Origin of the sequence: Arcobacter defluvii, assembly GCF_013201725.1 — a bacterium.
GTDB classification, from domain to species: Bacteria; Campylobacterota; Campylobacteria; order Campylobacterales; family Arcobacteraceae; genus Aliarcobacter; species Aliarcobacter defluvii.
In genome coordinates this window covers 811,695-836,278 of the sequence record NZ_CP053835.1, presented here as the reverse complement: position 1 = coordinate 836,278, position 24,584 = coordinate 811,695, and the positions used below count along the sequence as shown (strand labels likewise).

Here is a 24,584-nt window from a genome sequence, read left to right as displayed (position 1 = left end):
ATCCCTACTACTTAAAATCTAACAAACTTTTTGCTTGTATCATATCTTTATCTCCACGTCCAGATAGACTTATGATAACTATTTTTCCTTTTAATTTTTCTTTTGCTTTTTTTAAGTATGCAATTGCATGAGATGATTCAAAAGCTGGAATAATTCCCTCTGCTCTACTCAACCATACAAAAGCATCTAAAGCTTCTTTATCAGTTATAGAATCATAACTTACTGTTTTATTATCTTTGTGAAAAGCGTGTTCAGGTCCAATTCCTGGATAATCAAGTCCTGCACTTATACTGTGAGCTTCTAAAATTTGTCCATCTTCATCTTGAAGTAAATATGAACATTGTCCATGTAATACTCCAGGACTTCCTTTTTCCAAACTACATCCATGTTTATCAGTATCTAACCCTAAACCACCAGCTTCAATACCAACGCAACTTACTTCTTTATCTTCTAAAAAATGTGAAAACATACCTATTGCATTTGATCCACCACCAATACATGCAACAACATAATCAGGAAGTTTTCCCTCCTTTTCTAAAATCTGTTTTCTTGCTTCATAACCTATAACTGCTTGAAAATCTCGCACCATCATAGGATATGGGTGAGGACCAGCAACTGTTCCAATTATATAAAATGTATCACGTGCGTTTGTAACCCAATATCTAATAGCATCATTCATTGCATCTTTTAAAGTTTTACTTCCACTTTCAACTGCTATTACTTTAGCTCCTAAAAGTTTCATTCTAAATACATTTAATTCTTGTCTTTCTACATCTTTTGCACCCATAAACACTGTACATTCTAATCCCATAAGTGCTGCAATTGTAGCAGTTGCAACTCCATGTTGCCCAGCTCCTGTTTCTGCAATTACTTTCGTTTTGCCCATTCTTTTAGCAAGTAATCCTTGAGCTATAACATTATTTACTTTATGAGCGCCCGTATGATTTAAATCTTCTCTTTTTAAATAAACTTTTGCACCTATTTCTTCACTTATATTTTTTGCAAAATAAAGTGGATTTTCTCGTCCTACATAATCTTTTAATAAAGCATTTACTTCTGCCCAAAACTCTTCATCAAATCTATATTTTTTATATGTTGCTTCTAATTCTTTTAAAATTGGCATTAAAGTTTCAGGTACATATTGACCTCCAAAAATACCAAATTGTCCTTTATCATCAGGATCAAAAATACTAGGTTTTGGAATATAATTACTCATTTATTTCTCTTTTTATTAAATTTCTAATACAGAATATACAGGTGCAACTTCACTTAATTTTTTTGCACCATTTAAAATATGAATATTCATTAAAAAACACATTTCAACTAAATTTACATCAAGTTTTTTTATTAAATTTGCTGCTGCGTATGCAGTTCCACCACTTACAATAATATCATCAATTAATAAAACATTTACATTTTTTTGATTATTGAAAGCATCAAGATGTAATTCAACCTCATCAAAACCATACTCTAACTCATATTTTTCACAAACAGTTGTGTTTGGTAATTTTCCCTTTTTTCTAACAGGAACAAAACCAACACCTAATCTATCTGCTAAAGCTGAACCAAATATAAAACCTCTTGAATCAATTCCAGCAATATAATCTAAATTATAAGATTTATATCTATCTTCTAAGTGATTCATCAAAAGTTTAAATGCATCTTTGTTATTTAATAAAGTCGTAATATCTTTAAATACAATGCCCGCTTTTGGAAAATCTTTTACACTTCTAATTGAATCTAATAATATCTTTTTGCTATTTTCATCTAATATCTTATTTTCACCCAATTTGAGTCCTTTTATATCTATTTCTTCTGAAAAGTGGATTATTTTAGCTAAATATTTATTATGGTTTTATGATGTTTTTCAAATATTTAAGAATATTATAAATATAATAAATTATATTATTTAATGGATTTAAAAATGAAACTTATACTTATCTTTTTACTAAATATCTCAATGTATGCACTAGATTTACAAAAAGCAAATATTTATGATGAAACTAAACATCAAATAAACGGATGGTATATGAGTGAAAAATTAGATGGAATTAGAGCTTATTGGAATGGTAAAGAACTACTTAGTAAAAATGGAAATAAAATCTATGCACCAATTTGGTTTACAAAAAATTTTCCACCATTTGAACTAGATGGGGAACTTTATACAAAAAGAGATGATTTCGAGAATATTCAAAATATAGTTCTTGATACAAATCCATCAAAAGATTGGCAACAAATAACGTATAATATCTTTGAAGTCCCCAATATAAAAGGAAATTTTGATAAAAGATTAGAAAAAATAAAAATTTGGTTAAATAAAAATCCAAATAATTTCATAAAAATTATTCCTCAAATAATTTGTAAAGATAAAAAACATTTAAATAAATATTTAGAAGAATTAGTAAATAAAAAAGCAGAAGGAATAATTTTAAAAAATCCATATTTAAACTATGAAAATGGAAGAACAAATAATATTTTAAAAGTAAAAACATTTTTCGATGATGAGGGAGTTGTAATAGGTCATAATTATAATAAAGAGAAAAACTTTAAAAGTTTAGTTATAAAACTAAAAAACGGTATAGTTTTCAATCTTGGCGGTGGTTTTTCAAATAAAGAAAGACTTAACCCACCAAAAATTGGTGAAATCATAACTTTTAAATATTATGGATTTACAAAAAACAACAAACCAAAATTTGCCTCTTTTTTAAGAATTAGAAAAAAAGAGTAAAACTCTTTTAATACAATTCATAAGTTTTACTTACTAAACCTGAATTTTGAATCTTTTTACAAATAGTTGTATCTTTTGTATCATCAATAGTTAATTCTAAAGTTTTTGTACTATTTGAATCTGTTTTTACTTCTAAACTTAAACAAGAATTTTTATCAGTCATTTTTAAATCAGCAATTGTCCAGTTTGTATCATTTACATTCATAGTATCACTTATTTTTTCTATCTTTTGATTTAATAAATAATAACTTTGAATAGAATTTATAGCTGTATTTATATCTCTTTTTATAGTTGATACCAAAGCACTATCTTTTGTATCCATATATTTTGGAACAGCAAAAGATGCAATAATCCCCAAAATAACTATCGCAAAAATCAATTCTAGTAAAGAAAAGGCCGATTTCATAACTAAATCCTTTAAATAATAATTTAAAAGATTATAAGTTATAGTTTCTTAAGATAATATTATTAATTATTAAGCTGATGATTAAATTCTGGAACAATTTCTTTTAATTTTGCTATTTTATCATCACAAACAAGTAAATCATCAATTTTTTGATTTAGTTTATTTATATCAAAATTCGTTGGGCTTGCAACTGTGATTGATTCATACTTTGTTTTTTGATCGCTATCATTTATCAATAATTCTTCATATAGTTTTTCACCAGGTCTTAAGCCACAAAACTCAATATTTATCTCATTTCTTCCACTTAGTTCTATCATTTTTTTAGCTAAATCAACTATCTTTATAGGTTCACCCATATCAAGTATAAAAATTTCTCCACCTTTTCCAATACTTGCTGCTTGAAGTACAAGTTCACAAGCTTCAGGAATAAGCATAAAATACCTTGTAATATCTGGATGAGTAACAGTTATATTTTTACCTTGTTCTATTTGAGATTTGAATTTTGGAATAACACTTCCACTACTTCCTAAAACATTACCAAATCTAACTGCTACTATTTCTGTATTTTCTGCATTTACATTTTGAGCATATAATTCACAAATTCTTTTTGTTGTTCCCATTACATTTGTTGGACGAACAGCTTTATCAGTTGAGATTAATACAAATTTTTCAACTCCATATTTTATAGATAAATCTATACAATTTTTAGTTCCAATTATATTGTTTGAAATACCTTCTAAAATATTGTGTTCAACTAAAGGAACGTGTTTGTAAGCAGCTGCGTGAATAACAATCTGCGGTTTATATTTTTCAAAAGTATTTTCTATAAAACCAAAATTTCTAACTGTTTGCATAACTGGAATAACATTTTCATCTTTTAATTCTTCCATAATAGAATAAAGATTAAACTCACTATGATCTAAAAGTATTAATTGTTTTGCTCCATAAGCTTTACATTGTCTACTTATCTCACTTCCTATACTTCCACCTGCACCAGTTATAAGGACTACTTTATCTTTTATAAAATTTTCTATTTGTTTTTTATCCAAATCTTTTGGATGACGAGCAAGTAAATCTTCAACTGAAATATCTTTTAGTTGTTTTGTAAACTCTTCTTTTTTCAAGATATTTTGAATACTTGGTAGGATTTTGATTCTATCAAAGTTTCCTTGCATAGTTTCATAAATATTTTTTATTCTATCTTTTGAGACAGATGGCATAGCTATAACCATCATATCAAATTTTTCTTCTTGAAATAAACTATAATATTTTTCTTGAGAATAAATAGAAATACCATCTATACTTCTATGATGTAAGATTTCATCATCATCAATAAAACAAACTAAATGATACTCACTATTTAAAAATTCTCTTTGAAGTTGCAAACCAGCTTTTCCTGCACCATATATCACAAGTTTTTTTGTTTTTTGATTTCTTCCAACTGTATGATAATACTTGTAAACATATACTAAAATATTTACTATAAAAGTATAAAATATCAAATCAATAAACATAAGATTAAAAGGTATTTTAAACCAATAATACAAGATAGGCATATAAACAACAAAACTTATAACAGCTAGTATAACTTTCATAAGTCCAGTTTTTGTAGAGGCTTTTGACCAAGATAATTTATAATCATCAAAAAATAAAAATGATGCAATCACTCTAAAAATAAGAATAATGATTAAAGCTTCTAAAAAAACACCTTTGGCTAACAAAAATGTAACCAAAAAAAATGAAAAAATTGATATAACAATCGTTGCTATAATCCCTAAAAATCTTTTATCTCTTAGATAATTCATAAAAGCCTTCTAATAATAATTTTCACCATAAACAAATGGTGATTTTATGTCTTTAAAATTTGATAATTTTTTATCAGCTTCAGATAAAATAACAAATTTTTCATCTATTTTCCAATCAATTGATAAATCTTTGTCATCATATCTGATACCTATACTTTCACCACTTGCAAAATATCTATCAATTTTTATCATAACAAGTGCATCTTCACTTAAAACTGAAAAACCATGTAAAAAACCTCTTGGTATGAAAAGTTGTTTATTTTCTTCACTATTTAACTCTACACTTACTACTTTTCCAAAACTTGGACTTCCTACTCTAAAATCAACTGCTACATCAAGGATTTTACCTTTTAAAACACTTATCAGCTTTGATTGGGCAAATTCATAAGTATTTGTATGAAGTCCTCTTACAACTCCATACTTACTATAAGAGATATTATCTTGAGAAAAATCTACTTTAAATCCTAAAAAATCGTCAAAAGATTTTTTTTTAAATGATTCGAAAACAAATCCACGATTATCTTCATGGAAAGTTGGTTCACATAGCACTAACTCAGGTATTTCAAGTCTTTTATATGTCATTATTCAAACTTCTTTTTATTATCTATAAATTTCATAACTATGATTATAACTAACAAAGATACAATAATTGCTACTAAAATATTTGGTAGGAAATATACAATTCCTAATAATAATATATTTAATCCAATAGAATAATTCGTCACTTTATAGTGACTCCATCCTGCTTGGGTAAGTCTTTGATATGCATGCTTTTTATGGGCAAGAGAGAGTTTTTCTTTATTTAATTTTCTTCTTATTAAAGTCAAAGTTGCATCAAACCAATAAACACTAAATAAAATAATCCATACCCAAAAGTTTGTTGGTTCTTGATTTGTATAATATATTGTAAAAATTGCTATATTATATCCAAGAAGTGTACTTCCTACATCTCCCATAAATATTTTAGCTTTGTTCCAATTCCAATATAAAAATCCTAAAACTGCCATAGCTAAAACTAAAAAATGATTTCCACCAAATAAAATAAATCCAGCTACTGCTAAAAATACCGCTTCACTTCCAGCATAGCCATTTATACCATCTAAAAAGTTATAAAGGTTTATAAACCAAATTATCATAAAAAAAGCAAAAATATTTGTAAAAATATGGTTTTGTATATTAAAAATTCCAAAAGTAAGAGTTTCAAATCCACCTAGAAAATATAATCCACCTATAGCTACAAGAGCTTGGACTATAAGTCTTAACTTTGGGCTTAATTCATATATATCATCAAAAAAACTCACTATAGATATAACTGCTCCAAAAAGTAAAGCATAAAAAAGATTTTGTTCTATTTGCCCAGCAAAATAAAGATAAAATAAACCTATAAACCAAGTAATAGCTATTGCTATTCCTCCACCATGAGGAGTTGGAATGGTATGTGAACTTCGCTCATTTACACTTGCCACCAATGACTTTTTTATCATATAGTTTTTTATAATATATGTTAAAGAAAATGAAATTAGAAATAATATTATGTAAACCATTAGTAGTGAAACCTACAAGATACTATAGCAATATAACTTTCACTAACCTCATATACTAATCTATGTTCATCACTTATTCTTCTCGACCAAAAACCGCTTAATTCATATTTTAATGGTTCTGGTTTACCAATACCATCAAATGGTTCCCTTTTTATATCTCTTATTAGTTGATTGATTTTCTTTAAAATTTGTTTATCTGTTTGTTGCCAATACATATATTCGTCCCAAGCTTTATCTGAAAATATTAAATTCATTCAACTAACTCTTTTTGAATAACTTTACCTTCTCTTAATTGTTTTATAGACTCTTGTAAATTTTTTGCATTATTCTTATTACTTAATAAATAGTTTGTCTCTTTTATAGAATTGTATTCACTAAAAGGTATTACTACGACATTTTCTTTCCCTTTTCTATGAATAATTACTTCATCATTATCATTATAAACAGCATCAAATATCGCTTTGAAATTATTTCTAGCCTCTGTCATACTTACTACTTGCATATTTATTCCTTACATTATTTTGTACATTATATCATAAGACATATTGAATTTACTTTCAAGGTTCTAAACATTCTTAAATCCTTTCAAATCTTTGACAAAGTATCTGTAAAATCTTTTCTTGTGTTTTAATACTTGAGATTGAAGCTAGTTTTTTTATAAGTCTATTTTTTGAAATAGTCCTTATTTGTTGGCATAAAAGTATTGAAGGCTTCTCTAACTCATCTTTTAGTAAAAGTTCATTTGGATAAATTTTTCTTCCATCTTTTAGTGAAGTTATGGGAATAATTGTAATAATATCTAAAATATTTTCATAATCATTTGATATTACTAAAACTGGCCTAGTTCCTGATTGTTCTCTTCCAACAATTGGATTTAAATCAGCTAAATAAATATCATACTGATTCATCTATTTCTCTTCGAAATCAACATATTTGAAATCATTTATAATATCTTCCATGTCTTGAATATAAAGCTTATCTTGTGAAGCTTCTATCATGGCCTTTTTATATTGCTCTTTTTTATTTTTTTCTATTAATAACTCTAAAGCATTTGATACTAACTCTGAAAAAGAACTATATTGTTTTGTTATATTAGTTGATTTTAATACATCATATAATGAGTCATTTATTGTTACTGTTTTTCTTAACATTATCATCTCCTTTATCTTACTATTATTCATACTCTATATCATACTATAATTTAACTTTTATAATATTTTTCTTCTTTTATCATCAACCTAATCCCCTCTTCTACACTATAAGGATTGACTAAATTTAACTTCTCTTTAGTAATACTATTATCCACTTCTAAACTTCCATAAAGTCTTTTGTGAAATGATGGTTTTAATATCTTCAATAAACTTTCAAAAAATGGTATTTTGACTAAATATATTTTTTTATCTAAATTTTTAGCTATTAGTTCAATTAATCTTGAAGTACTAAGTGGTTCATCATCGCTAGCTAAAAATATATTTTCACCTGTCATTCCGTACTCGATACGGAATCTAATAATTTCATCAACTAAATGACAAATATTTCCTATATATACCATGCTTCTTTTATTTAAAATTCCACCAAAAGGTAAAACTGGAATTTTATTTACTAGGTTTACAAGATTTTTGATATTTGCTTTTACTCCATATCCATAAATAATAGGAGTTCTTAGAATACTTACTTTAAAATTTTCATCTTCTAGTTTTGATAATTCTAATTCAGCTTTTAATTTACTCTTCCCGTATTCATCTTCTGGATTACAAATAGTAGTTTCTGTGTATACATTATTTGTTTCTTCTCCATAGACTTTGACAGTACTCATAAATACAAAATGTTTTACTCCACTTTCTTTAGCTTTCTTTGCAAGCTCTAAAGTTTGAATAACATTTACTTTTTCATATTCTTCAGTACTTGCTCCACCCATTTGATGAACCAAAGCTGATAAATGAAAAACTACATCTATATTATTACAATCTAAAGTATTAATATTATCTTTTAAAAAGCTGAATGTTTTGATATCGTATTTATTTTTATATTTATTTATAAAGTAATTTCCTACAAAACCATTTGAGCCAGTGATTAATAGTTTTTTCATTTTAAAAAATTCCTAATAGTATTAATAAGCTTAAAAATAATTTCTCTTTTTTATTTCTTCTAAACTCAAAACTATATTTTAAAAGCAAAAGATTATTCAAATAACTCTTATTTAAAATATATTTAGAAAATTTATATTTATTTTCCAATCTTAAAACTTTTATAATCTTTATTATCTCTTCTCTATACCAAGATGAAAAAACTTTTTTAAGTCTTTTTAGTTTGGCTTTCAAACCATCATTTGCTCCAACTTGATTTGAAGTGTGTTGTCTATATCTCATAGATAGTTTTTCATCTATATGCCACTTGTAGTTATTTTCTCTTGCAAATGCATATATAAACCAATCATGAAGTTCTACTTTATTTACATCTTCCCAATTTTCACAAATAAACTTTTGCAAAAAAATAGCTAAATCTTTTTTTAACACATAAGTACATCCAGGACCAGCTGCCTCAAATAGATAATCATATCTAGCTTGTGAGCTTGATTTATTTATAACCATCTCTTTACCATCTTCCCAAAATGCCAAAACATTGCTAGAGTAAGCATCTATTTGTTTTTCTTCTATAGTTTTAATAGCTCGTATTAGTTTATCTTCATACCAAATATCATCTTGATCTACAAAAGAGATAAAATCGAAAGAACTAAAATCTACATCTCTTATAAGTCTAAAAAAGTTTTTTCCAGCTCCTCCAAATTTTGAACCACTAGGTAGATAAACTATATTTTTAAAATCTTTATAAATATCTTGTAAATATTCAATAGTTCCATCTGTAGATAAATCATCACTTATAAATATAGTAACATCTACTTCTTTTTGATTTAAGATACTATCTATTTGCTCTTTTATATATTTTACTCCATTGTATGAAGCTAATAATACTGCTATTTTTTTATTCACTTCTATCCTTTTTTACTATTTCTCTACCTATTTTTATAAATCTTTTCTCTATATATTTTTCACTAAAATAACTCAATACTAAAATCACAGCAAATAAAACTACAAAAGAGATTATTGGATTTGTAGGGTTTATTTCAAAATACAAAGCCAACTGAATAACTGGAAAATGCAAAATATAAAAACTATATGAAAAATCAAAATTTACTTTGATATTTTTTACAAAATATACTAAAAATATCATCATAAAACCTATACAAAAAGGGTATAAAATATAGTTAAAATATGTATTGTCTTTTAAAACTATCAGTAAAATTAAACTAACAATAGCTAATAAATATATATTGTTTTTATTAAATTTATCAAATAGTATATACAGTAAAATTCCAACCATAAAAAGTCGAACTTGAGCTGGAAATTGAACTAATAACTTTTCTATACCTAAATAATCCACAGCAAACATATATACAACAGATAAACTATAAAGTATCAAAAGAATGTACCCCCCCCATTTTTTATAGAACATAAACAATAAAGGAACAATAAGATAAAAAACCACTTCATTTTTAAGTGTCCAAAGACTTCCATTTATTGCATTTACTTCCAAACTACTCAATGTGCTACCAACCGATGGAGCTAAAAAGTTTAAAAAGAATATATTTGCTATAAAATACTTTATAACCTCAAATGTACTTCCATCTGAAAAACCTATAAAAAACAGTGTTTGTAAAATAATCAAAAAAGCATAAAGAGGAAATATCCTAAAAAATCGTTTGATATAAAAATGCTTTTTGTTTTGATCTGCATCAAAACTCCAAAATATTAAAAATCCACTCACTATAAAAAACATATGAACAGCATATCCACTAAGATTAAAAAGTGGATTTGATATATCTTGTGATGTTAAAATGTTCCAATGGGCAAAAAATACTAAGATGGCCAATATAAGTCTTAGGATGTCGAAGTTATTTGATATTTTTGCCATGATATTTAACCTAAATAAGTATTATATGGGACTAATTTATATAGTTCTCCATTAACAAATAATGTATAGAAAAAATATATAGATAAAACTAAAATCATTAAATACTGTAATAAAAACCTAATGTATTTATTTTTTATAATTAAAAGAAACTCAGGAATTAATATGATAATCTGTAATTGAAAATACATATTTATTCTCATTATAGATATCATACTTAATTCTAAAATATACCCTATTACCAAAATTAACACTGATACAAAATTCATATTTAAAAGAAATACCATTTTATTGGATAATTCTACATTTTTATTAAAATATTTAAATAAAAAAGGAAATATCATTAAACTAAATATATATATAGATAGTAGAATTAGATTTACGCTTTGAGTATAAAGTCCTTCAATTAAATATCTTCGATAACCTGTATTAGTTATAGCATCAACTAAGAACCCAGAAACTATAACTACTATTATTAATATTATTAATAATGTAGTTAATTTAAATTTTCTCTTCAAAAAAAATAGTACAAATAAAACTATTGCGGATGAGTGAAACATCATCGCCAAAAATATAAAAAAGAATCCTCTAAAATTTTGTTTATTTATTATATTCACTATTGCAACTAATATCATAGAAATAGCAGCCCATTGTCTTATTCCATTAAGAGTAGATAGATAAAATATTCCTATTAAGAAAAAAAGAATTATTGATATTTCTTTTGATAAACTTAATTTAAATATAAAATAATAAATTCCACATAAAATTAGAAATGAATAAATAAAAAAAATAAAATAAACATTTATATCAGAAAAATTTACACTATTTATAATCAACATATTTAAAGGTTCAAAATCAAATAATGCAATATTTTTTTTAAAATCAATAAACATATCATAATAAACTAAATAATCTGCACCTACTTCAAACCTTAAAGATGAGAATAATAGTAATAATACAAAAGTAAAATATATAAAATACTTGGTTTTATACATATAATTCAAGAATAATGCAAATATTATGAAAAAGTATACTCCCAAATATGCTAGCATAATTTATATTCCTTTATTCCAATATATAATCCATTAAAAAAAGATTTAAAATATCCTTTTGGGAATCTTTTTTTAAAAATATTTAGGATAAATTGCATCATTTTTTTACCAATCAATAAAATAAATAATAAAATTTTAATGGTATCTATATTTTTTCTAATAAAATATCCAAATCCAGAAGCATAATTTTTTACTTTTTCCAAAGATATCTCTTGATAATTTGGTTCTGGATGCCAAAGTTCTATTTTAGGAGTATAAATGCCATTTGCTTTATTTTGTAAAATTCTATAGATAAAATCTGCATCTTCACAAGAACCAAACTTAGCACCAACGCCTAAATTTTCATCAAAATCTAAAACCAAATTCTTTTTTATGAACATTGTAATAGAAGAATTTATAAAGTATGAATTAAATCTATTTACTTTTAAGTCCTTTTTTGACCATCTTTTAATTATATCTTTTTTTGTTTCTCTATCATAAATTTGACCCATGCAAAAATCTATATTTGGATTCAAAAGTATGTTTGATATTTCAATTAAAGTATCATTATAAAATTTACAATCATCATCAGGAAAACATATTATATCTCCAGTGGCATATTTCAAACCTATATTTCTATTTAAAGATAAACCTTTAGTATCAGAATGGATATATTTTATATCTAAATCTTTGTATTCTGACAATAACTGTTTATCTAAAAACCCTTTTTCGTTTTGATCAACAATTATAATTTGGATTTTACTAGTATAATAATCACCTTTTCTCAAAGAATCTATAAGATCAAACAACTCTTTTTTTCTTCCCAAAGTTGCAATAATTAATGAAAAATTTAATAACATTTAAAGCCTTAAAATAAAAAAAATAAAAAGTAAAACACTTAAATATTTTATATTAAATAATTTGAATATTCCCTATCTAACTATATATAGTTTGACTAGATTTTTTACCCCTTATCATATGATAAAGTTCAAAAGCTAGAAAACTTAGGGAATACATATAACATTCCCTATTCGTCATTTTAAAATCTATTTTAAGAAAATTATCATTCATAGAAACAACTTTATCAAAATTAATTACACATTCATTCATTAAAAACTTTTTTGTCCATTTTATATGAAGATTTTTAAGCTCAGTAACTTTATTTGAACTATAACTAAAAAAATCTATTAGCAAATGTTCTACTGATACTTTATCATACAAATTATCTTCATGATAGGTAAATCCTTTTATATCAGATAAATATCCATATGTTAATGGCTCTATATTCGTTTCAATTGCAATAATAGAGGGAAGTCCTAATGAACTAGCTTCTACGATAGATGTACCAGAACCGATAAATATATCAAATTCTTTAAGCGTTTTGGAAAACTGTGAATAAGGTAATTCCCCTTTTAAAAATACATAGTTTTCAAGATTATACTTTCTTATTTTTTCCATCATTTCTTTATCCAAAGGTCCTGTACCATATACATGATACTCTATTTTATATTTATCTTTAAGTTTATTTATAATATCCAACATATATAAATTATATGTTTTAAATTTGACTAATCGTCCAACAGATACAATCTTTATAATTTGTTTATCTTTGTGTAAAATTGGATCTACATTATATTTATTATCTGCAATAACACCTAAAGGAAATAAATTTAAATCATTGAAAGAAATATTATAATATTTAGAATAAATTTTTGGAAGCATTTCATTAAAAAATATTACTCCTTTAGAAGAAAGTATTCTTCTAAAAAATTCTCTATTAAGCTTTTCAAAATAGGGTAACTTATCTATATACCAAGTAAACTCTTTAGCATGATAAATTCCTATAGTAAGTGGTATTTCCAAATTAAGTTGATCGGCTATTTTTTTATAAAAAAGTCCACATATAGAATTTGTAACATGAATTTGAGATATATCCTTAAATAAAAAATATAATTCCTGAAATTTAATATTTTTTATTAAAAGTAAATGAATTGGTAAATATTTATTAAAATTATATTTGTAAAAATCTTCTAGAAAAAAAATATCAGCATATTTCTCTGTTTCACTAATCAAATAGTGATCATTCTTAATTTTTTTATCTAATAATAAAACTTTAGTCTTTTTACCTATCAAAAATCTAGCCTTAGCCATTCGCATAATAAATGTTTCTATCCCTCCCAATTGAAGTGAACTATAAATAAACAACATAACTATACTCCTCTATTTTTTATAATTTTGTATATTGTTTTATAAAACGGTATCAAAGAAAATATAAATAAAAAAATCCATGTTATACTATACATCATAGAATTTGGTTTTATAATTAACATAAAAATCGTATTTAATATATATAAAAATAACATAGCATATATCAATTTTCTATCTAAAAAATGCCATAAATAAATTGTTGCTTCAGTTCTTATAATAAAAAATATATAAAAAGAAATCATGATAGATATAGAAGCGCCTATTCCACCAAAACAAGGAACTAATAAATAATTCAAAATTACACTAACTACAAAAGCTAGAAATGAGGACAATAATGAAAAGATAGAACGTCTAGAAATACCTATCCCAACTGTAGTAGCTTCAGAAAGTAAATATAATAATGATCCTGCTGTACAACCTACAATTATATATTGAACAAGTTCGTAATTTTCAGGTAAAAAAATAGGAATTATCCATGAAAACAAACCAAAAATACTCCAAATAAATGTAATGAAAACAAAAAGAATATTAATTACATTCTGAACTCTTTTAGGATCTATCCCTTCTTTTATCCATTTAAATATCAAAGGATGCCAAATAGTTGCAAATACTGTTGTAAAAATAGAAATAACACCAGCTAAAGTTGATGCTATTGAATAAATACCCACTTCTTCTAATCCTGAATAATTCTTTAAGAAAAATCTATCTATATATGATAATCCCCAATAGGCTAATCCACCTAAAACTAAAGGTAAACTAAATTTAACTATTTTATTTAAAAGTAATAAATTAATCTTATTTAATTTAAAAATTTTCCAACTAGTATTAGATAAATAAATAAATAAAATAGTAGATAATACCAAAGTTATTGTATTGATGTTCATAAGAATAAGAAAACTATATTCAAAATTAAATAAAAGTATTACTCCTAATAAAATGAATAAAATTATTTTAGGAAAAATTTGACTAATTGCAAAAAACCATTCTTTTCCCATCATTCTAATCACATGGGAAAAAGAATTTATAAAGAAACTACTAATTACTGTTAATAATACTAATATATCTATTTCAAAAGATTCAACATCAAATAATATTTTAGATATTGAAAATGAAAATATAAACAATAAAATAATTGCAATGATTAAAAGAAAAAAACCTGGCAATATAGTCATTTTTAATAACATCTCTTTATCTTCTTCTTCATAATATTCTCTGACATATGATTGATGCATTTGTAAACTAAATATTGTTACAGTTAAACCTAAAAAAACTTGTAGCATATTAAATCGACCAACATCTTCTGCATTAAAAAACCAAGCTATAAATGGTAAAGTAATTAAACTAAAAAATGCTGCACCAATTGGTCCCAAAGCCAAAACCAAAAATTTTTTAATTGTCATTTGTAAAAATTATATATAAATTTAATTATTATATTTATATCTTCAATTGGAATTTTATACCAAACTGGTAATCTAATCAATCTTTCACTTTCATTTGTAGTAAATTTATCTTCACCATTAAATTCACCAAACTTTAAACCTGCTGGTGCAGAATGTAAAGGGATATAATGAAATACAGCTAAAATACCATTTTCTTTTAGATATTCTAATAGTTTTGTTCTTTCCTCTAAATCTTTTACTTTTAGATAAAACATATGCGCGTTATGAATACATTCTTCAGAGATTTTCGGAAGCTGAATTATCCCTCTTTTTTCTAATATTTTTAATCCATCATAATATTTTTGCCAAGTATTTAATCTATTTTGATTTATTTCATCTGCTTTTTCTAAATTTCCCCAAAGATATGCTGCACTTACATCATTCATAAGATAGCTACTTCCTAAATCTACCCAAGAATACTTATCTACCATACCACGGAAAAACAAACTTCTATTAGTTCCTTTTTCTCTTATAATTTCTGCTCTTTGAACAAATTTATCATCGTTTACTAAAAGAAGTCCTCCTTCTCCTGCACTTGTATAGTTTTTTGTTTCATGAAAACTATATGCACCAAGATGTCCAATAGTACCTAAAGCTTTACCTTTATATGTACTCATCATACCTTGAGCTGCATCTTCTACTACAAAAAGATTGTATCTTTTTGCAATATCCATAATAGTATCCATCTCACAAGCAACACCTGCATAGTGAACTGGAACAATAACTTTTGTTTTAGAAGTAATTGCTTGTTCTATTTTTGTTTCATCTATATTCATGGTATCAGGTTTTATATCTACAAACACTATTTTAGCGCCTCTTAATACAAAAGCATTTGCAGTAGATACAAAAGTATATGAAGGCATTATCACTTCATCACCTTCTTTTATATCTAATAAAATAGCAGCCATTTCAAGAGCATGTGTACAAGAAGTAGTTAATAAAACTTTTTTACAATTTAACTTCTCTTCAAACCATTTATGGCATCGTTTTGTAAATTCCCCATCTCCTGAAATTTTACTACTTTTAATTGATTCTAAAACATATTTTTCTTCATTACCCGTATATGGTGGTTTATTAAATGGTATCATTTTATTTAATCCTTTTGATTTTCTATTTCTATTATATTTGCAAAAAACTCGCCATTTTTCCAACCTAATGTTCCTGCTTCTTGCCAAGGTTTATTCAGTCCTTTTTTTAATAAATCTTTTTCCCACTTATAAGGAACTTCGTTATATTTATATTTAACTTTAAAAGTTGCATTATTCAAATCAATATTATTTTTATAAGCCCAAAAATAAATATATTTTTTAATTCCATGTGAATATTGTTTTGAATTAAAATCTTTATTACTTACTCTAAAGCTATAATTTACCCACTGCCGTCCACTATCATACCAAGAAGCATGACCTTTTTCATCGATAATAGGCAAAAATATATCTTCTTTACCATCAAAATATGTAATAGCAACTGTATGATTATAATTTTGGAAATGATAATCCATAAAAACTGCATGTTGAGATAACCCCGTAAAAGGATAAAAAATATTTTTATACAAATTTGCCCCCCCATTTATATATCTAAGTGTTTCATTGGATATGTTCAATTTTGAATAAATATGATTCATCAAAAGCGAACTTTGTATCATTAATAATTGAGATATACTCAACCAAGCTATAAAAAAAGCTATAAAAAATATTTTAATTGTTTTTAAATCTAAGTTTTGAAGTATTTTGATTTTTGAATCATCTTGTTCTATATAAACAGTATTATGTATAGGCATGCTACAACTATCTTCTGTACATCCATAAGTTATCCTATGCTGTGCTATATATCCATATATTTTTGAACCTATTGATTTTATAAAAGGGATATATAGTAATATTCCTATTGGTTTAAAAATCCAAACTTTATTTAAAACTTTTACATAAGTCTCTATTCCACTAAATACGTTGTTTTTATTATCTACACTATAAACATTGTCTAAAAGTTGTTGTAGAGGTATATTTTTAAGTAAATCATTTTTATGAGCTTCTTGTTGTGTAGATAAAAACTCTATATTTCTGCTATTATCAAAATATTGAACAATAATTCTTAATCTATTGCATAAAGGACAATTTTCATCAAAATAAAATTTAAGTGTTGGTTTCTTTTTACTTTTAAATATTTTTTCATATAAATTTGAATAAAAGCTAGAAGGTATTATTCCTATATACAAAGCTACCATAGCTAAAGCAAACCAAGGAATTGGAAATGCCAAAGCTATTCCTATATGTAAGCCTATTCCAACCAATAAATAAAAAACTTTAAATTTTTTAAACCAAACAAAAAAGATATATGTAATTTGAAAGAATAAAGTTAAGTAACCTAAAAACTTAATCAAATGCTCCTGATTTAAAATAAAACTTAAATCAAGCCAAGTTGCCCAAGGTAAAGAAGCAGGTAACCAAACACCTAATCCACCTAACCACATAGGAGAATAAAGCTTATAAAAAATAGAATCGAAATATATCAAACCAGCTGCTATAATTAAGATAATATAGTTTAAACTCGATACTGTAGTCTTTGGATTATACTCTTGTTTTGTATTTGAATATTTTATTTTTTCAATTAATCTATCAAAAGAGAGTCTTCTTGAAATAGGCATAAACATAAGTAAAAAAGCTACAGGTATAAACTCTTTATCTATATGATAATCAAATTCATTACCAAGTCCAGTAAATTGAAATGTAAATCCCATAAATAATACTGTAAAAAGATAATTTACTATAGTTGCCTTTCTAGTGAACAAACCTACCGTAATAAATACTATAGAAATTATCCAAATAATTAACATTGGATGAATCATAAAAGAAGCAGTTTGAACATAAGGAATAGGATCAAATATCAGATGTCTAAAATAAAATATTTGCCAAACTTCGGCAAGTACTACTAAACCATAAACTATTCTAAACAAAGCTAAAGCTAACCCTGATTCCTCTTTTTCATATAACTTTTTTATAAAATTATAATAACTAGTCATAATTTTCATTTTTTATCCTTTTATCTCTATCCCATTTTCTTTATGGTTTGATACAACTTTAGCAGGTATTCCTGCTAAAAAATCAAATTTAGATGAATTTTTATTCACAATAGAACCTGCTGCCACCAAGGTTTCATCTTCAATTATTAATTTTTGTAATATTGTAGAAGAAAAACCTATAAAACAGTTATTTTTAATAGTTGTAAAGCCACCTACTAAAGATTTAGCAGCAATAAAACAATCATTCATAATCTTTGCATGATGACAAATAGTTACATTTGTATTTATAATATTATTATCACCTATTTTTGCAAAAGGCTCTAAAACTACTCCATGTAGTATTGCGTTATTTTTACCTATTATATTTGATTCATCAATTATTGATTTGCTACTTATGTAGTTTATATGTTCATATTTTTTATCAACAGTTTTTTTATATAGTTTTGCTCGTAATCTCATATTTTTATATCCAACTGCTACAAACATTTTATACTCATTTGGGGGGAATATTTTTTCAATTTCCTCAAATGGCACAAGTGGTCTATCCAAAAATTTATCGCTCTTTATAAAATCCTTATCAACACAAAATCCAACCACTTCATATTTACTATCATTTGTGAAATAATAATACATCAATTCTGCAAAATCACTATTTCCATAAATAACTAATTTCATTTTGAAATTCTCTCAAATATTATATCTTTGCATTCGATTATATTGGAAATTTTATTAATTTTTTGAATTAAAGGAAATCTATCGTTTTCATCTAACAATATTGGAAAAATTCCTAAACTTTGAGATGGAATAAAATCTAAAAAATAGCTATCTCCTATAAAAAAAGTATCTTTAGCATCTATGTTATGTTTCTTTAATGGTAATTTAAAAAATTCTATATCTGGTTTTTCTAAACCTATTTCTTGAGAAATAAATTTAGAATCTAATAAATCATAAATTTCTAAATTTTTTAAAACTTGATTTAATCTTTCATCAAAATTAGAAACAAGACTGATTATAAATCCTTTTTCTTTAAGACTTATAAAAAGTTCTTTAACACCATTTTTAAGTACCCAATGTTGTCCATTTTCATTAAAATAATTAAACAATTTTTCTGAATCAATTAAATGAGCAATACCTAATAAAGATAAAATATCATTATTAAACTTTTTATAAAATTCTTTTTTTGAATCTATTTTTTGTATATTTACTGAACTATAAAAAAGTAAATTTGTAGCATAATGATAAACTTCTTCAATATGTTTTAATGGAATATCTAAATTCAATTCATTTAATATAAATCTATGAAAAAGTTCTTCTTTTGATGGTGATAATTTTGCAATAGTATCAGCAAAATCGAATATTACTAATTTATTTTTCAAGAATCGCTCCTTGTTTTTAGATTGTCTATATCTTTTTGAGTATAAATAATCTCTTCATTGTATCTTGTAAAAAATATTTTTTCATTATTATCACTTGGAGTTATATACTCTTTTAATATACATTCTTTAATAAACATCTCTGGAACATTAAAAATCTGTCTCATAGCCCCTGTTGTTCCTGATAATCTTCCATTAAATTCAAAAGGTAAAACTTTATTGTTTTCATATATAGCTTGAATATTTAAATATTTCATATCCATCTTTTTTGCAATATCTATAAGCTGTTTTTCTAAAATTTCATCTATAATTCTTTCAGCATGATGGGTAGAACCTGATTTTAAAGTTCTTTTTAAAATATAAATTCCCTTTATTTCTTTATCTTCTCCTATATATATTCCACTTGTAATTTCATTTTCAATATTTAAGAATTCTTGTAAAAGCCAAGATGAATTGCCTATAAAAGGCTTCAATTCTTTATAATTATTTACCTTTATAACATTTTTAGCACCATTCCCACTTTTTGTTTTTAAGATTAATGGATAATTATTTTTTGATAAAAATTCATTTAAATTTAAATCATCCATACTAACTGTTTTAGGAGCATAAAAACTATTTTTAACTAAAAATTTATTTGTAAGATATTTATCGTCGCAAATTTCTATTTTTTCTAAATTATCTATAAATATTTTTACATTTGTTTTACTCTCAATAAATTCTTTATATTTAGATATTTTTAATAAAGTTGAATCAACAGTAGGAAAATATACATCTATTTTGTATTTATTAATAAAATCAACCAAAAAATCTATAAAATTATCATCGCTTACTAATGGAAATATATAACTATTTTTAATTTTATATAACCAACTACTCTTATCACTAATACACGAAGCATATAATTCAATATCTAATTTAGTATCTAAAAGAGATTTTAAAATACCTTGCCCAACATCTCCGCCTACACCATCAACTAAAACTCTAATCTTATCATTCATTTATATATTTCCCTAATATTTGATATATATCTTTTGCCACTTCTTCAACTGTTTTTAAATTTTCTATGTTTATATTTAGTTTTTTCTGACTCATCAAATCTTTTTGCATCTCTGTTTGCATTCTACCTGGATCAAAGTTATCTATATATAATGCATTAGGATTATTTATTTCTTCTTTTTTTAATATCTCAATAAATCTATGCATAGCAGCTTTTGAAGAGCTGTATAAAGAGAGTTCAGCATTTGAAGTAAAAGCTGCTCCTGATGTAATATTTAATATAGAATATTTTTTATTACTTTGAACTATTTTCATAATAATTTTTGCTTGATTTATAAAATTTGTATGAATAGAAATATCTAAATCATTATTTGTTATATCTTTAATATTTTTTATTGGTTTTACAATAGATGCATTTGAAATAAAAAATATTTTTTCATATTTATCAATAATATTATTAAACTCATCTAAATTAATATTCTTTTCCGATAAATCTAATATTAAATTATTAGTATGTTCTTTTGATTTCCTATTTAGTGTCAAAATATTGTTATTAATAAATACTCTTTCTAATTCTTTTCCTAAACCTTGCGTTGTCCCTGTAATCACAATTAATACATTATTCATTAAATAGTCTTTCAATTTGTTTTTTTAAATTATTTTCTGAAAAATAATCTTTTGTTTTTTGTTGATTCTATCTTTAAAAAGCTTATTGACTTTTTCTTTTCTTATAAGATATAAAATCATTTGTTTATTCCATATTTATTCAAATACCACTCAATAGTCTTAACAATCCCACTATCAAAATTCTCATCTGCTTTCCATCCAAGTTCATTTTCTAGTTTACTCGCATCTATTGCATATCTTCTATCATGTCCTGCTCTATCTTCAACGAAAGTTATTAAACTTTTATATGAGAAGTTTGATTGTGGAACTTCTTTATCTAAAATAGTTGTTATTGTATCAACTATTTGAAGATTTGTTCTTTCATTTCTTCCACCTATATTATAAGTTTCACCATTTTTTCCAGTATGATAAACCAGATCTATACCTTTACAGTGATCAAGTACATACAACCAATCTCTTATATTTTTCCCATCCCCATAAATTGGAATTGGATTTTGTTTCAAAGCATTTCTTATAATCGTAGGGATTAATTTTTCATCATGTTGTTTTGGACCATAGTTATTTGAGCAGTTTGTAATAACTGTATTTAATCCATAGGTTTCATTATATGCTCTTATTATCATATCACTTGAAGCTTTACTTGCAGAGTATGGAGAGTTTGGAGCATAAGGAGTTTTTTCAGTGAACAGATCATTTGGATCAAGAGTAAGTGTTCCATATACTTCATCTGTTGAGATATGATGAAATCTACAGTCTTGATATTCTGATTTATAAGTAAATGGTTTCTCCATCCAATATTTATAAGCTACATCAATCAGAGTAAATGTTCCATTTACATTTGTTTGAACAAATACACCTGGATTTTTAATAGAGTTATCTACATGAGATTCTGCTGCAAAGTGAATAACACCTTTTATATCATATTCATTAAATATAAATTCAACTAATTCTCTATTACAGATATCACCTTTTATAAATTTATATCTAGGATTTGCTTCACACTCTTTTAGATTTTCCAAATCTCCAGCATATGTTAAAAGATCTAGATTTACTAAGTTATAGTTTGGGTATTTTTCTAAAAAATATGGCACAAAGTTTGAACCTATAAATCCAGCACATCCAGTTACAAGTATTGTTTTATTGTTATTATTGAACATTTTATTTTCCTAATTTTTTTATAGTTGGATTATTTATTAAAGATTTCATCTGAGATATTGCCATACTATTTAGCACTAGCAATCTATCAGCTTGTTGCATACCTTGCTTTATAAGTTCTGCATTTACACTTTCCATATTTGAAAGCACGATAAGCTGTTCTACACTTGCATAATCTCTTATATTTCCATCTTGCTTTGGATTATTTTCTCGCCACTCTTTTGCTGTTTGTCCAAATAGTGCAATATTTAATACATCAGCTTCAGTTGCATATACAAATCCATCTTTTGGTCTTGAAAGTATATTTGGTACAAGATGCTCTTTTATAGCATCTGTGTGGATTTTATAATTTATTTTAGAAAGGCTTCTGCTCAAGTTCCATTCTAATGATTTATTTTCTATCTCTTCATTTTTGAGTCTTTGAAACTCTTTAATTAAAAATAGTTTAAATTCAGCACTAATCCAACTAGCAAACTCAAACGCTATATCTTTATGAGCAAAAGTTCCACCATATCTTCCTGATTTACTAATAATTCCTATTGCATTTGTTGTTTCAATCCATTTAACAGGTGACATTGTAAAACTATTAAGACCTGCAGAATTTTTAAACCCGTCGAATTCGACCCCTTTAAAATCTGGATTATTTATTTGCTCCCAAAGTCCTAAAAACTCTATTGTATTTTTATTTCTTAACCAATTTTTTACCACATCTTTTGGTTCATCAGAATTTTTTGCTCTTGCAATATCTGTAAGAGATATAAAATCCTCTTTTTCGTGTTGACCAATAGAGATTAAAGTTTCTTGAACAATGAGTTTGTTATTCATCTTCTCTCACCTAATCTCTTTAAGCAATCGTCTAATCCATCTTTCCAGTATGGTATTTCTATATTAAACTTCTGTTTTATTTTACTTTTATTTAAAAGTGAGAAATGTGGTCGTTTAGCTGGTGTTGGGTATTGGTATGTCTCTATTGCTTTTATTTTACAATTTAGTTTTGCCATTTTCATAATCTCTTTTGCAAAATCATACCAAGATAGAACTCCTTCATTTGAGTAGTTGTATATTTCTACTTTAGAATTTTCTATTTGTGGAATGATATCAAGAATAGTTTTAGCTAAATCTTTTGCATAAGTTGGTGTTCCAACTTGATCAAATATTACACCTAATTCTTCTTTTTCTTTTCCTAATCGAAGCATTGTTTTTACAAAGTTATTACCGTAATATGAATAAACCCATGAAGTTCTAATAATAATAGAGTTTAATGGATTTATATCTCTGATTTCATTTTCACCATCAAGTTTTGTTTTACCATAAACTGATTGTGGATTTGTTTGAAACTCTTCAACATATGGTTTAAAGTTTTTTCCATCAAACACATAATCTGTAGAGATATGAATTAATTTAATATTTAACTCTTTGGCAACGATTGATAATTTTTTAACAGCTTTTCTATTTACTAAATCTGCATTTATTTCATCACTTTCAGCTTTATCAACTGCTGTGTATGCTGCACAGTTAATAATTACATTAATAGAGTTTTTTTCACAAAAAGATTTAATATTTTCTTTATCTGTAATATCAATATCATCTCTTGTAGTAAAAAAGAAATTATAATTATAGTTTGAAGAAAGCTCTTTTATTTCACTTCCAAGCTGACCCATTGAACCTATTACAAGTATATTGTAAGTAGTAGTTAAAGAGCTTGAATTAAGCATAATAATCTACTCCAAATTCAAATAAGTCATTTGTTTCATTTAGTTTTGGTTGTTTTGTATCTTTAGCAGATAGATTTAATTCATTATGATTTAAAATCCAATCTATATTTAGATTTTTATCATCAAAAGCTATTCCTCTGTCACATTGTGGGCTGTAGTAATTATCTACTTTATAAGCAAATATTGTATCATCTTCAAGCACTACAAATCCATGAGCAAAACCTCTAGGAATTAGTAGTTGTTTTTTATTTTCACCACTTAAATCTACTGCTACATATTTTCCAAATGTTGGTGAGTTTTTTCTAATATCAACTGCTACATCTAGAACTCGTCCGTGAATTACTCTTACAAGTTTCGTTTGAGCATGAGGTGGAAGTTGATAATGAAGTCCTCTTAGAACTCCTTTTGAAGATTTACTTTCATTATCTTGGCAAAAGTTTATTTTATATCCTAAAAATTCTTCAAGTTTATCTTGCCTAAAAGTTTCAACAAAGTATCCTCTACTATCACCATGAACGGTTGGTTCGATAATTATTACATCAGGAATAGCTGTTCTAATAAATTGCATA

General features: G+C 25.3%; 28 protein-coding genes. 1 reads left to right on the top strand and 27 read right to left on the bottom strand.

Features of this window, described 5'->3' with window-relative positions:
- Positions 1 to 7: 7 nt before the first annotated feature.
- Positions 8 to 1,216: a tryptophan synthase subunit beta gene (gene trpB / locus ADFLV_RS04220; protein ID WP_129010967.1), complete on the bottom strand. Its 1,209-nt coding sequence runs from the start codon at positions 1,214 to 1,216 to the stop codon at positions 8 to 10.
- A 15-nt stretch (positions 1,217 to 1,231) separates the two neighbouring features.
- Positions 1,232 to 1,789, bottom strand: coding sequence for an adenine phosphoribosyltransferase (locus ADFLV_RS04215; protein WP_014473542.1), 558 nt, complete (start codon positions 1,787 to 1,789; stop codon positions 1,232 to 1,234).
- A 135-nt stretch (positions 1,790 to 1,924) separates the two neighbouring features.
- Here ADFLV_RS04215 and ADFLV_RS04210 point away from each other — a divergent pair, with 135 nt between their 5' ends.
- Complete coding sequence (locus ADFLV_RS04210) at positions 1,925 to 2,728, top strand: DNA ligase (RefSeq protein ID WP_129010968.1); 804 nt, start codon at positions 1,925 to 1,927, stop codon at positions 2,726 to 2,728.
- Positions 2,729 to 2,735: 7 nt separating this feature from the next.
- Here the strand turns inward: ADFLV_RS04210 and ADFLV_RS04205 are convergent, their stop codons facing one another.
- The 25 genes from ADFLV_RS04205 to rfbC (ADFLV_RS04085) all read right to left on the bottom strand — a co-directional run bounded on the left by ADFLV_RS04205 (position 2,736) and on the right by rfbC (ADFLV_RS04085) (position 24,583).
- Positions 2,736 to 3,134: a type II secretion system protein gene (locus tag ADFLV_RS04205; RefSeq protein WP_014473540.1), complete on the bottom strand. Its 399-nt coding sequence runs from the start codon at positions 3,132 to 3,134 to the stop codon at positions 2,736 to 2,738.
- A 62-nt stretch (positions 3,135 to 3,196) separates the two neighbouring features.
- Entirely contained in the window at positions 3,197 to 4,939 is a 1,743-nt protein-coding gene (gene pglF, locus ADFLV_RS04200) for a UDP-N-acetylglucosamine 4,6-dehydratase (configuration-retaining) (RefSeq protein ID WP_129010969.1), read from the bottom strand.
- Positions 4,940 to 4,948: 9 nt separating this feature from the next.
- Positions 4,949 to 5,521: a dTDP-4-dehydrorhamnose 3,5-epimerase gene (gene rfbC, locus ADFLV_RS04195; protein ID WP_129010970.1), complete on the bottom strand. Its 573-nt coding sequence runs from the start codon at positions 5,519 to 5,521 to the stop codon at positions 4,949 to 4,951.
- Entirely contained in the window at positions 5,521 to 6,483 is a 963-nt protein-coding gene (locus tag ADFLV_RS04190; protein WP_129010971.1) for an MraY family glycosyltransferase, read from the bottom strand. Before ADFLV_RS04190 ends, rfbC (ADFLV_RS04195) begins: the two co-directional genes overlap by 1 nt.
- Positions 6,483 to 6,737, bottom strand: coding sequence for a Txe/YoeB family addiction module toxin (locus ADFLV_RS04185; protein ID WP_129010972.1), 255 nt, complete (start codon positions 6,735 to 6,737; stop codon positions 6,483 to 6,485). Before ADFLV_RS04185 ends, ADFLV_RS04190 begins: the two co-directional genes overlap by 1 nt.
- On the bottom strand, positions 6,734 to 6,985 hold the full coding sequence (locus ADFLV_RS04180; RefSeq protein ID WP_129010973.1) for a type II toxin-antitoxin system Phd/YefM family antitoxin: 252 nt from the start codon (positions 6,983 to 6,985) through the stop codon (positions 6,734 to 6,736). The genes ADFLV_RS04185 and ADFLV_RS04180 overlap by 4 nt, the downstream gene beginning before the upstream one ends.
- A gap of 73 nt (positions 6,986 to 7,058) precedes the next feature.
- On the bottom strand, positions 7,059 to 7,391 hold the full coding sequence (locus ADFLV_RS04175) for a type II toxin-antitoxin system PemK/MazF family toxin (protein WP_129010974.1): 333 nt from the start codon (positions 7,389 to 7,391) through the stop codon (positions 7,059 to 7,061).
- Entirely contained in the window at positions 7,392 to 7,634 is a 243-nt protein-coding gene (locus ADFLV_RS04170) for a hypothetical protein (RefSeq protein ID WP_129010975.1), read from the bottom strand.
- Between the two features lie 50 nt (positions 7,635 to 7,684).
- Positions 7,685 to 8,572 (bottom strand): NAD-dependent epimerase/dehydratase family protein, encoded by an 888-nt coding sequence (locus ADFLV_RS04165; RefSeq protein WP_129010976.1) that lies wholly within the window; start codon positions 8,570 to 8,572, stop codon positions 7,685 to 7,687.
- 1 nt (position 8,573) lies between these two features.
- Positions 8,574 to 9,473, bottom strand: a complete 900-nt coding sequence (locus ADFLV_RS04160) for a glycosyltransferase (protein WP_129010977.1) — start codon at positions 9,471 to 9,473, stop codon at positions 8,574 to 8,576.
- Positions 9,466 to 10,455: an acyltransferase family protein gene (locus ADFLV_RS04155; protein WP_129010978.1), complete on the bottom strand. Its 990-nt coding sequence runs from the start codon at positions 10,453 to 10,455 to the stop codon at positions 9,466 to 9,468. The genes ADFLV_RS04160 and ADFLV_RS04155 overlap by 8 nt, the downstream gene beginning before the upstream one ends.
- Before the next feature lie 5 nt (positions 10,456 to 10,460).
- Positions 10,461 to 11,504 carry an EpsG family protein gene (locus ADFLV_RS04150; RefSeq protein WP_129010979.1) on the bottom strand — a complete coding sequence of 348 codons (1,044 nt, stop codon included), beginning with the start codon at positions 11,502 to 11,504 and terminating at the stop codon, positions 10,461 to 10,463.
- Positions 11,498 to 12,343, bottom strand: coding sequence for a glycosyltransferase family 2 protein (locus ADFLV_RS04145; protein ID WP_129010980.1), 846 nt, complete (start codon positions 12,341 to 12,343; stop codon positions 11,498 to 11,500). Before ADFLV_RS04145 ends, ADFLV_RS04150 begins: the two co-directional genes overlap by 7 nt.
- Before the next feature lie 76 nt (positions 12,344 to 12,419).
- Complete coding sequence (locus ADFLV_RS04140) at positions 12,420 to 13,691, bottom strand: glycosyltransferase (RefSeq protein ID WP_129010981.1); 1,272 nt, start codon at positions 13,689 to 13,691, stop codon at positions 12,420 to 12,422.
- 2 nt (positions 13,692 to 13,693) lie between these two features.
- Positions 13,694 to 15,091 (bottom strand): lipopolysaccharide biosynthesis protein, encoded by a 1,398-nt coding sequence (locus tag ADFLV_RS04135; RefSeq protein WP_129010982.1) that lies wholly within the window; start codon positions 15,089 to 15,091, stop codon positions 13,694 to 13,696.
- Positions 15,088 to 16,218: a dTDP-4-amino-4,6-dideoxygalactose transaminase gene (rffA, locus tag ADFLV_RS04130; protein ID WP_129010983.1), complete on the bottom strand. Its 1,131-nt coding sequence runs from the start codon at positions 16,216 to 16,218 to the stop codon at positions 15,088 to 15,090. The genes ADFLV_RS04135 and rffA overlap by 4 nt, the downstream gene beginning before the upstream one ends.
- A 5-nt stretch (positions 16,219 to 16,223) precedes the next feature.
- Complete coding sequence (locus ADFLV_RS04125; RefSeq protein WP_129010984.1) at positions 16,224 to 18,158, bottom strand: DCC1-like thiol-disulfide oxidoreductase family protein; 1,935 nt, start codon at positions 18,156 to 18,158, stop codon at positions 16,224 to 16,226.
- Positions 18,159 to 18,161: 3 nt separating this feature from the next.
- Positions 18,162 to 18,824: an acetyltransferase gene (locus tag ADFLV_RS04120; RefSeq protein ID WP_129010985.1), complete on the bottom strand. Its 663-nt coding sequence runs from the start codon at positions 18,822 to 18,824 to the stop codon at positions 18,162 to 18,164.
- Positions 18,821 to 19,525 (bottom strand): HAD family hydrolase, encoded by a 705-nt coding sequence (locus ADFLV_RS04115; protein WP_129010986.1) that lies wholly within the window; start codon positions 19,523 to 19,525, stop codon positions 18,821 to 18,823. The genes ADFLV_RS04120 and ADFLV_RS04115 overlap by 4 nt, the downstream gene beginning before the upstream one ends.
- Positions 19,522 to 20,520 (bottom strand): ATP-grasp domain-containing protein, encoded by a 999-nt coding sequence (locus tag ADFLV_RS04110; RefSeq protein ID WP_129010987.1) that lies wholly within the window; start codon positions 20,518 to 20,520, stop codon positions 19,522 to 19,524. Before ADFLV_RS04110 ends, ADFLV_RS04115 begins: the two co-directional genes overlap by 4 nt.
- Positions 20,513 to 21,145 (bottom strand): SDR family NAD(P)-dependent oxidoreductase, encoded by a 633-nt coding sequence (locus tag ADFLV_RS04105; protein WP_129010988.1) that lies wholly within the window; start codon positions 21,143 to 21,145, stop codon positions 20,513 to 20,515. Before ADFLV_RS04105 ends, ADFLV_RS04110 begins: the two co-directional genes overlap by 8 nt.
- Before the next feature lie 116 nt (positions 21,146 to 21,261).
- Positions 21,262 to 22,302, bottom strand: coding sequence for a dTDP-glucose 4,6-dehydratase (gene rfbB / locus ADFLV_RS04100; protein WP_129010989.1), 1,041 nt, complete (start codon positions 22,300 to 22,302; stop codon positions 21,262 to 21,264).
- A gap of 1 nt (position 22,303) precedes the next feature.
- Positions 22,304 to 23,125 (bottom strand): KilA-N domain-containing protein, encoded by an 822-nt coding sequence (locus tag ADFLV_RS04095; RefSeq protein ID WP_129010990.1) that lies wholly within the window; start codon positions 23,123 to 23,125, stop codon positions 22,304 to 22,306.
- Positions 23,122 to 24,015: a dTDP-4-dehydrorhamnose reductase gene (rfbD, locus tag ADFLV_RS04090; RefSeq protein WP_129010991.1), complete on the bottom strand. Its 894-nt coding sequence runs from the start codon at positions 24,013 to 24,015 to the stop codon at positions 23,122 to 23,124. The genes ADFLV_RS04095 and rfbD overlap by 4 nt, the downstream gene beginning before the upstream one ends.
- Positions 24,008 to 24,583: a dTDP-4-dehydrorhamnose 3,5-epimerase gene (rfbC, locus tag ADFLV_RS04085; RefSeq protein WP_129010992.1), complete on the bottom strand. Its 576-nt coding sequence runs from the start codon at positions 24,581 to 24,583 to the stop codon at positions 24,008 to 24,010. The genes rfbD and rfbC (ADFLV_RS04085) overlap by 8 nt, the downstream gene beginning before the upstream one ends.
- Between the last annotated feature and the right edge of the window lies 1 nt (position 24,584).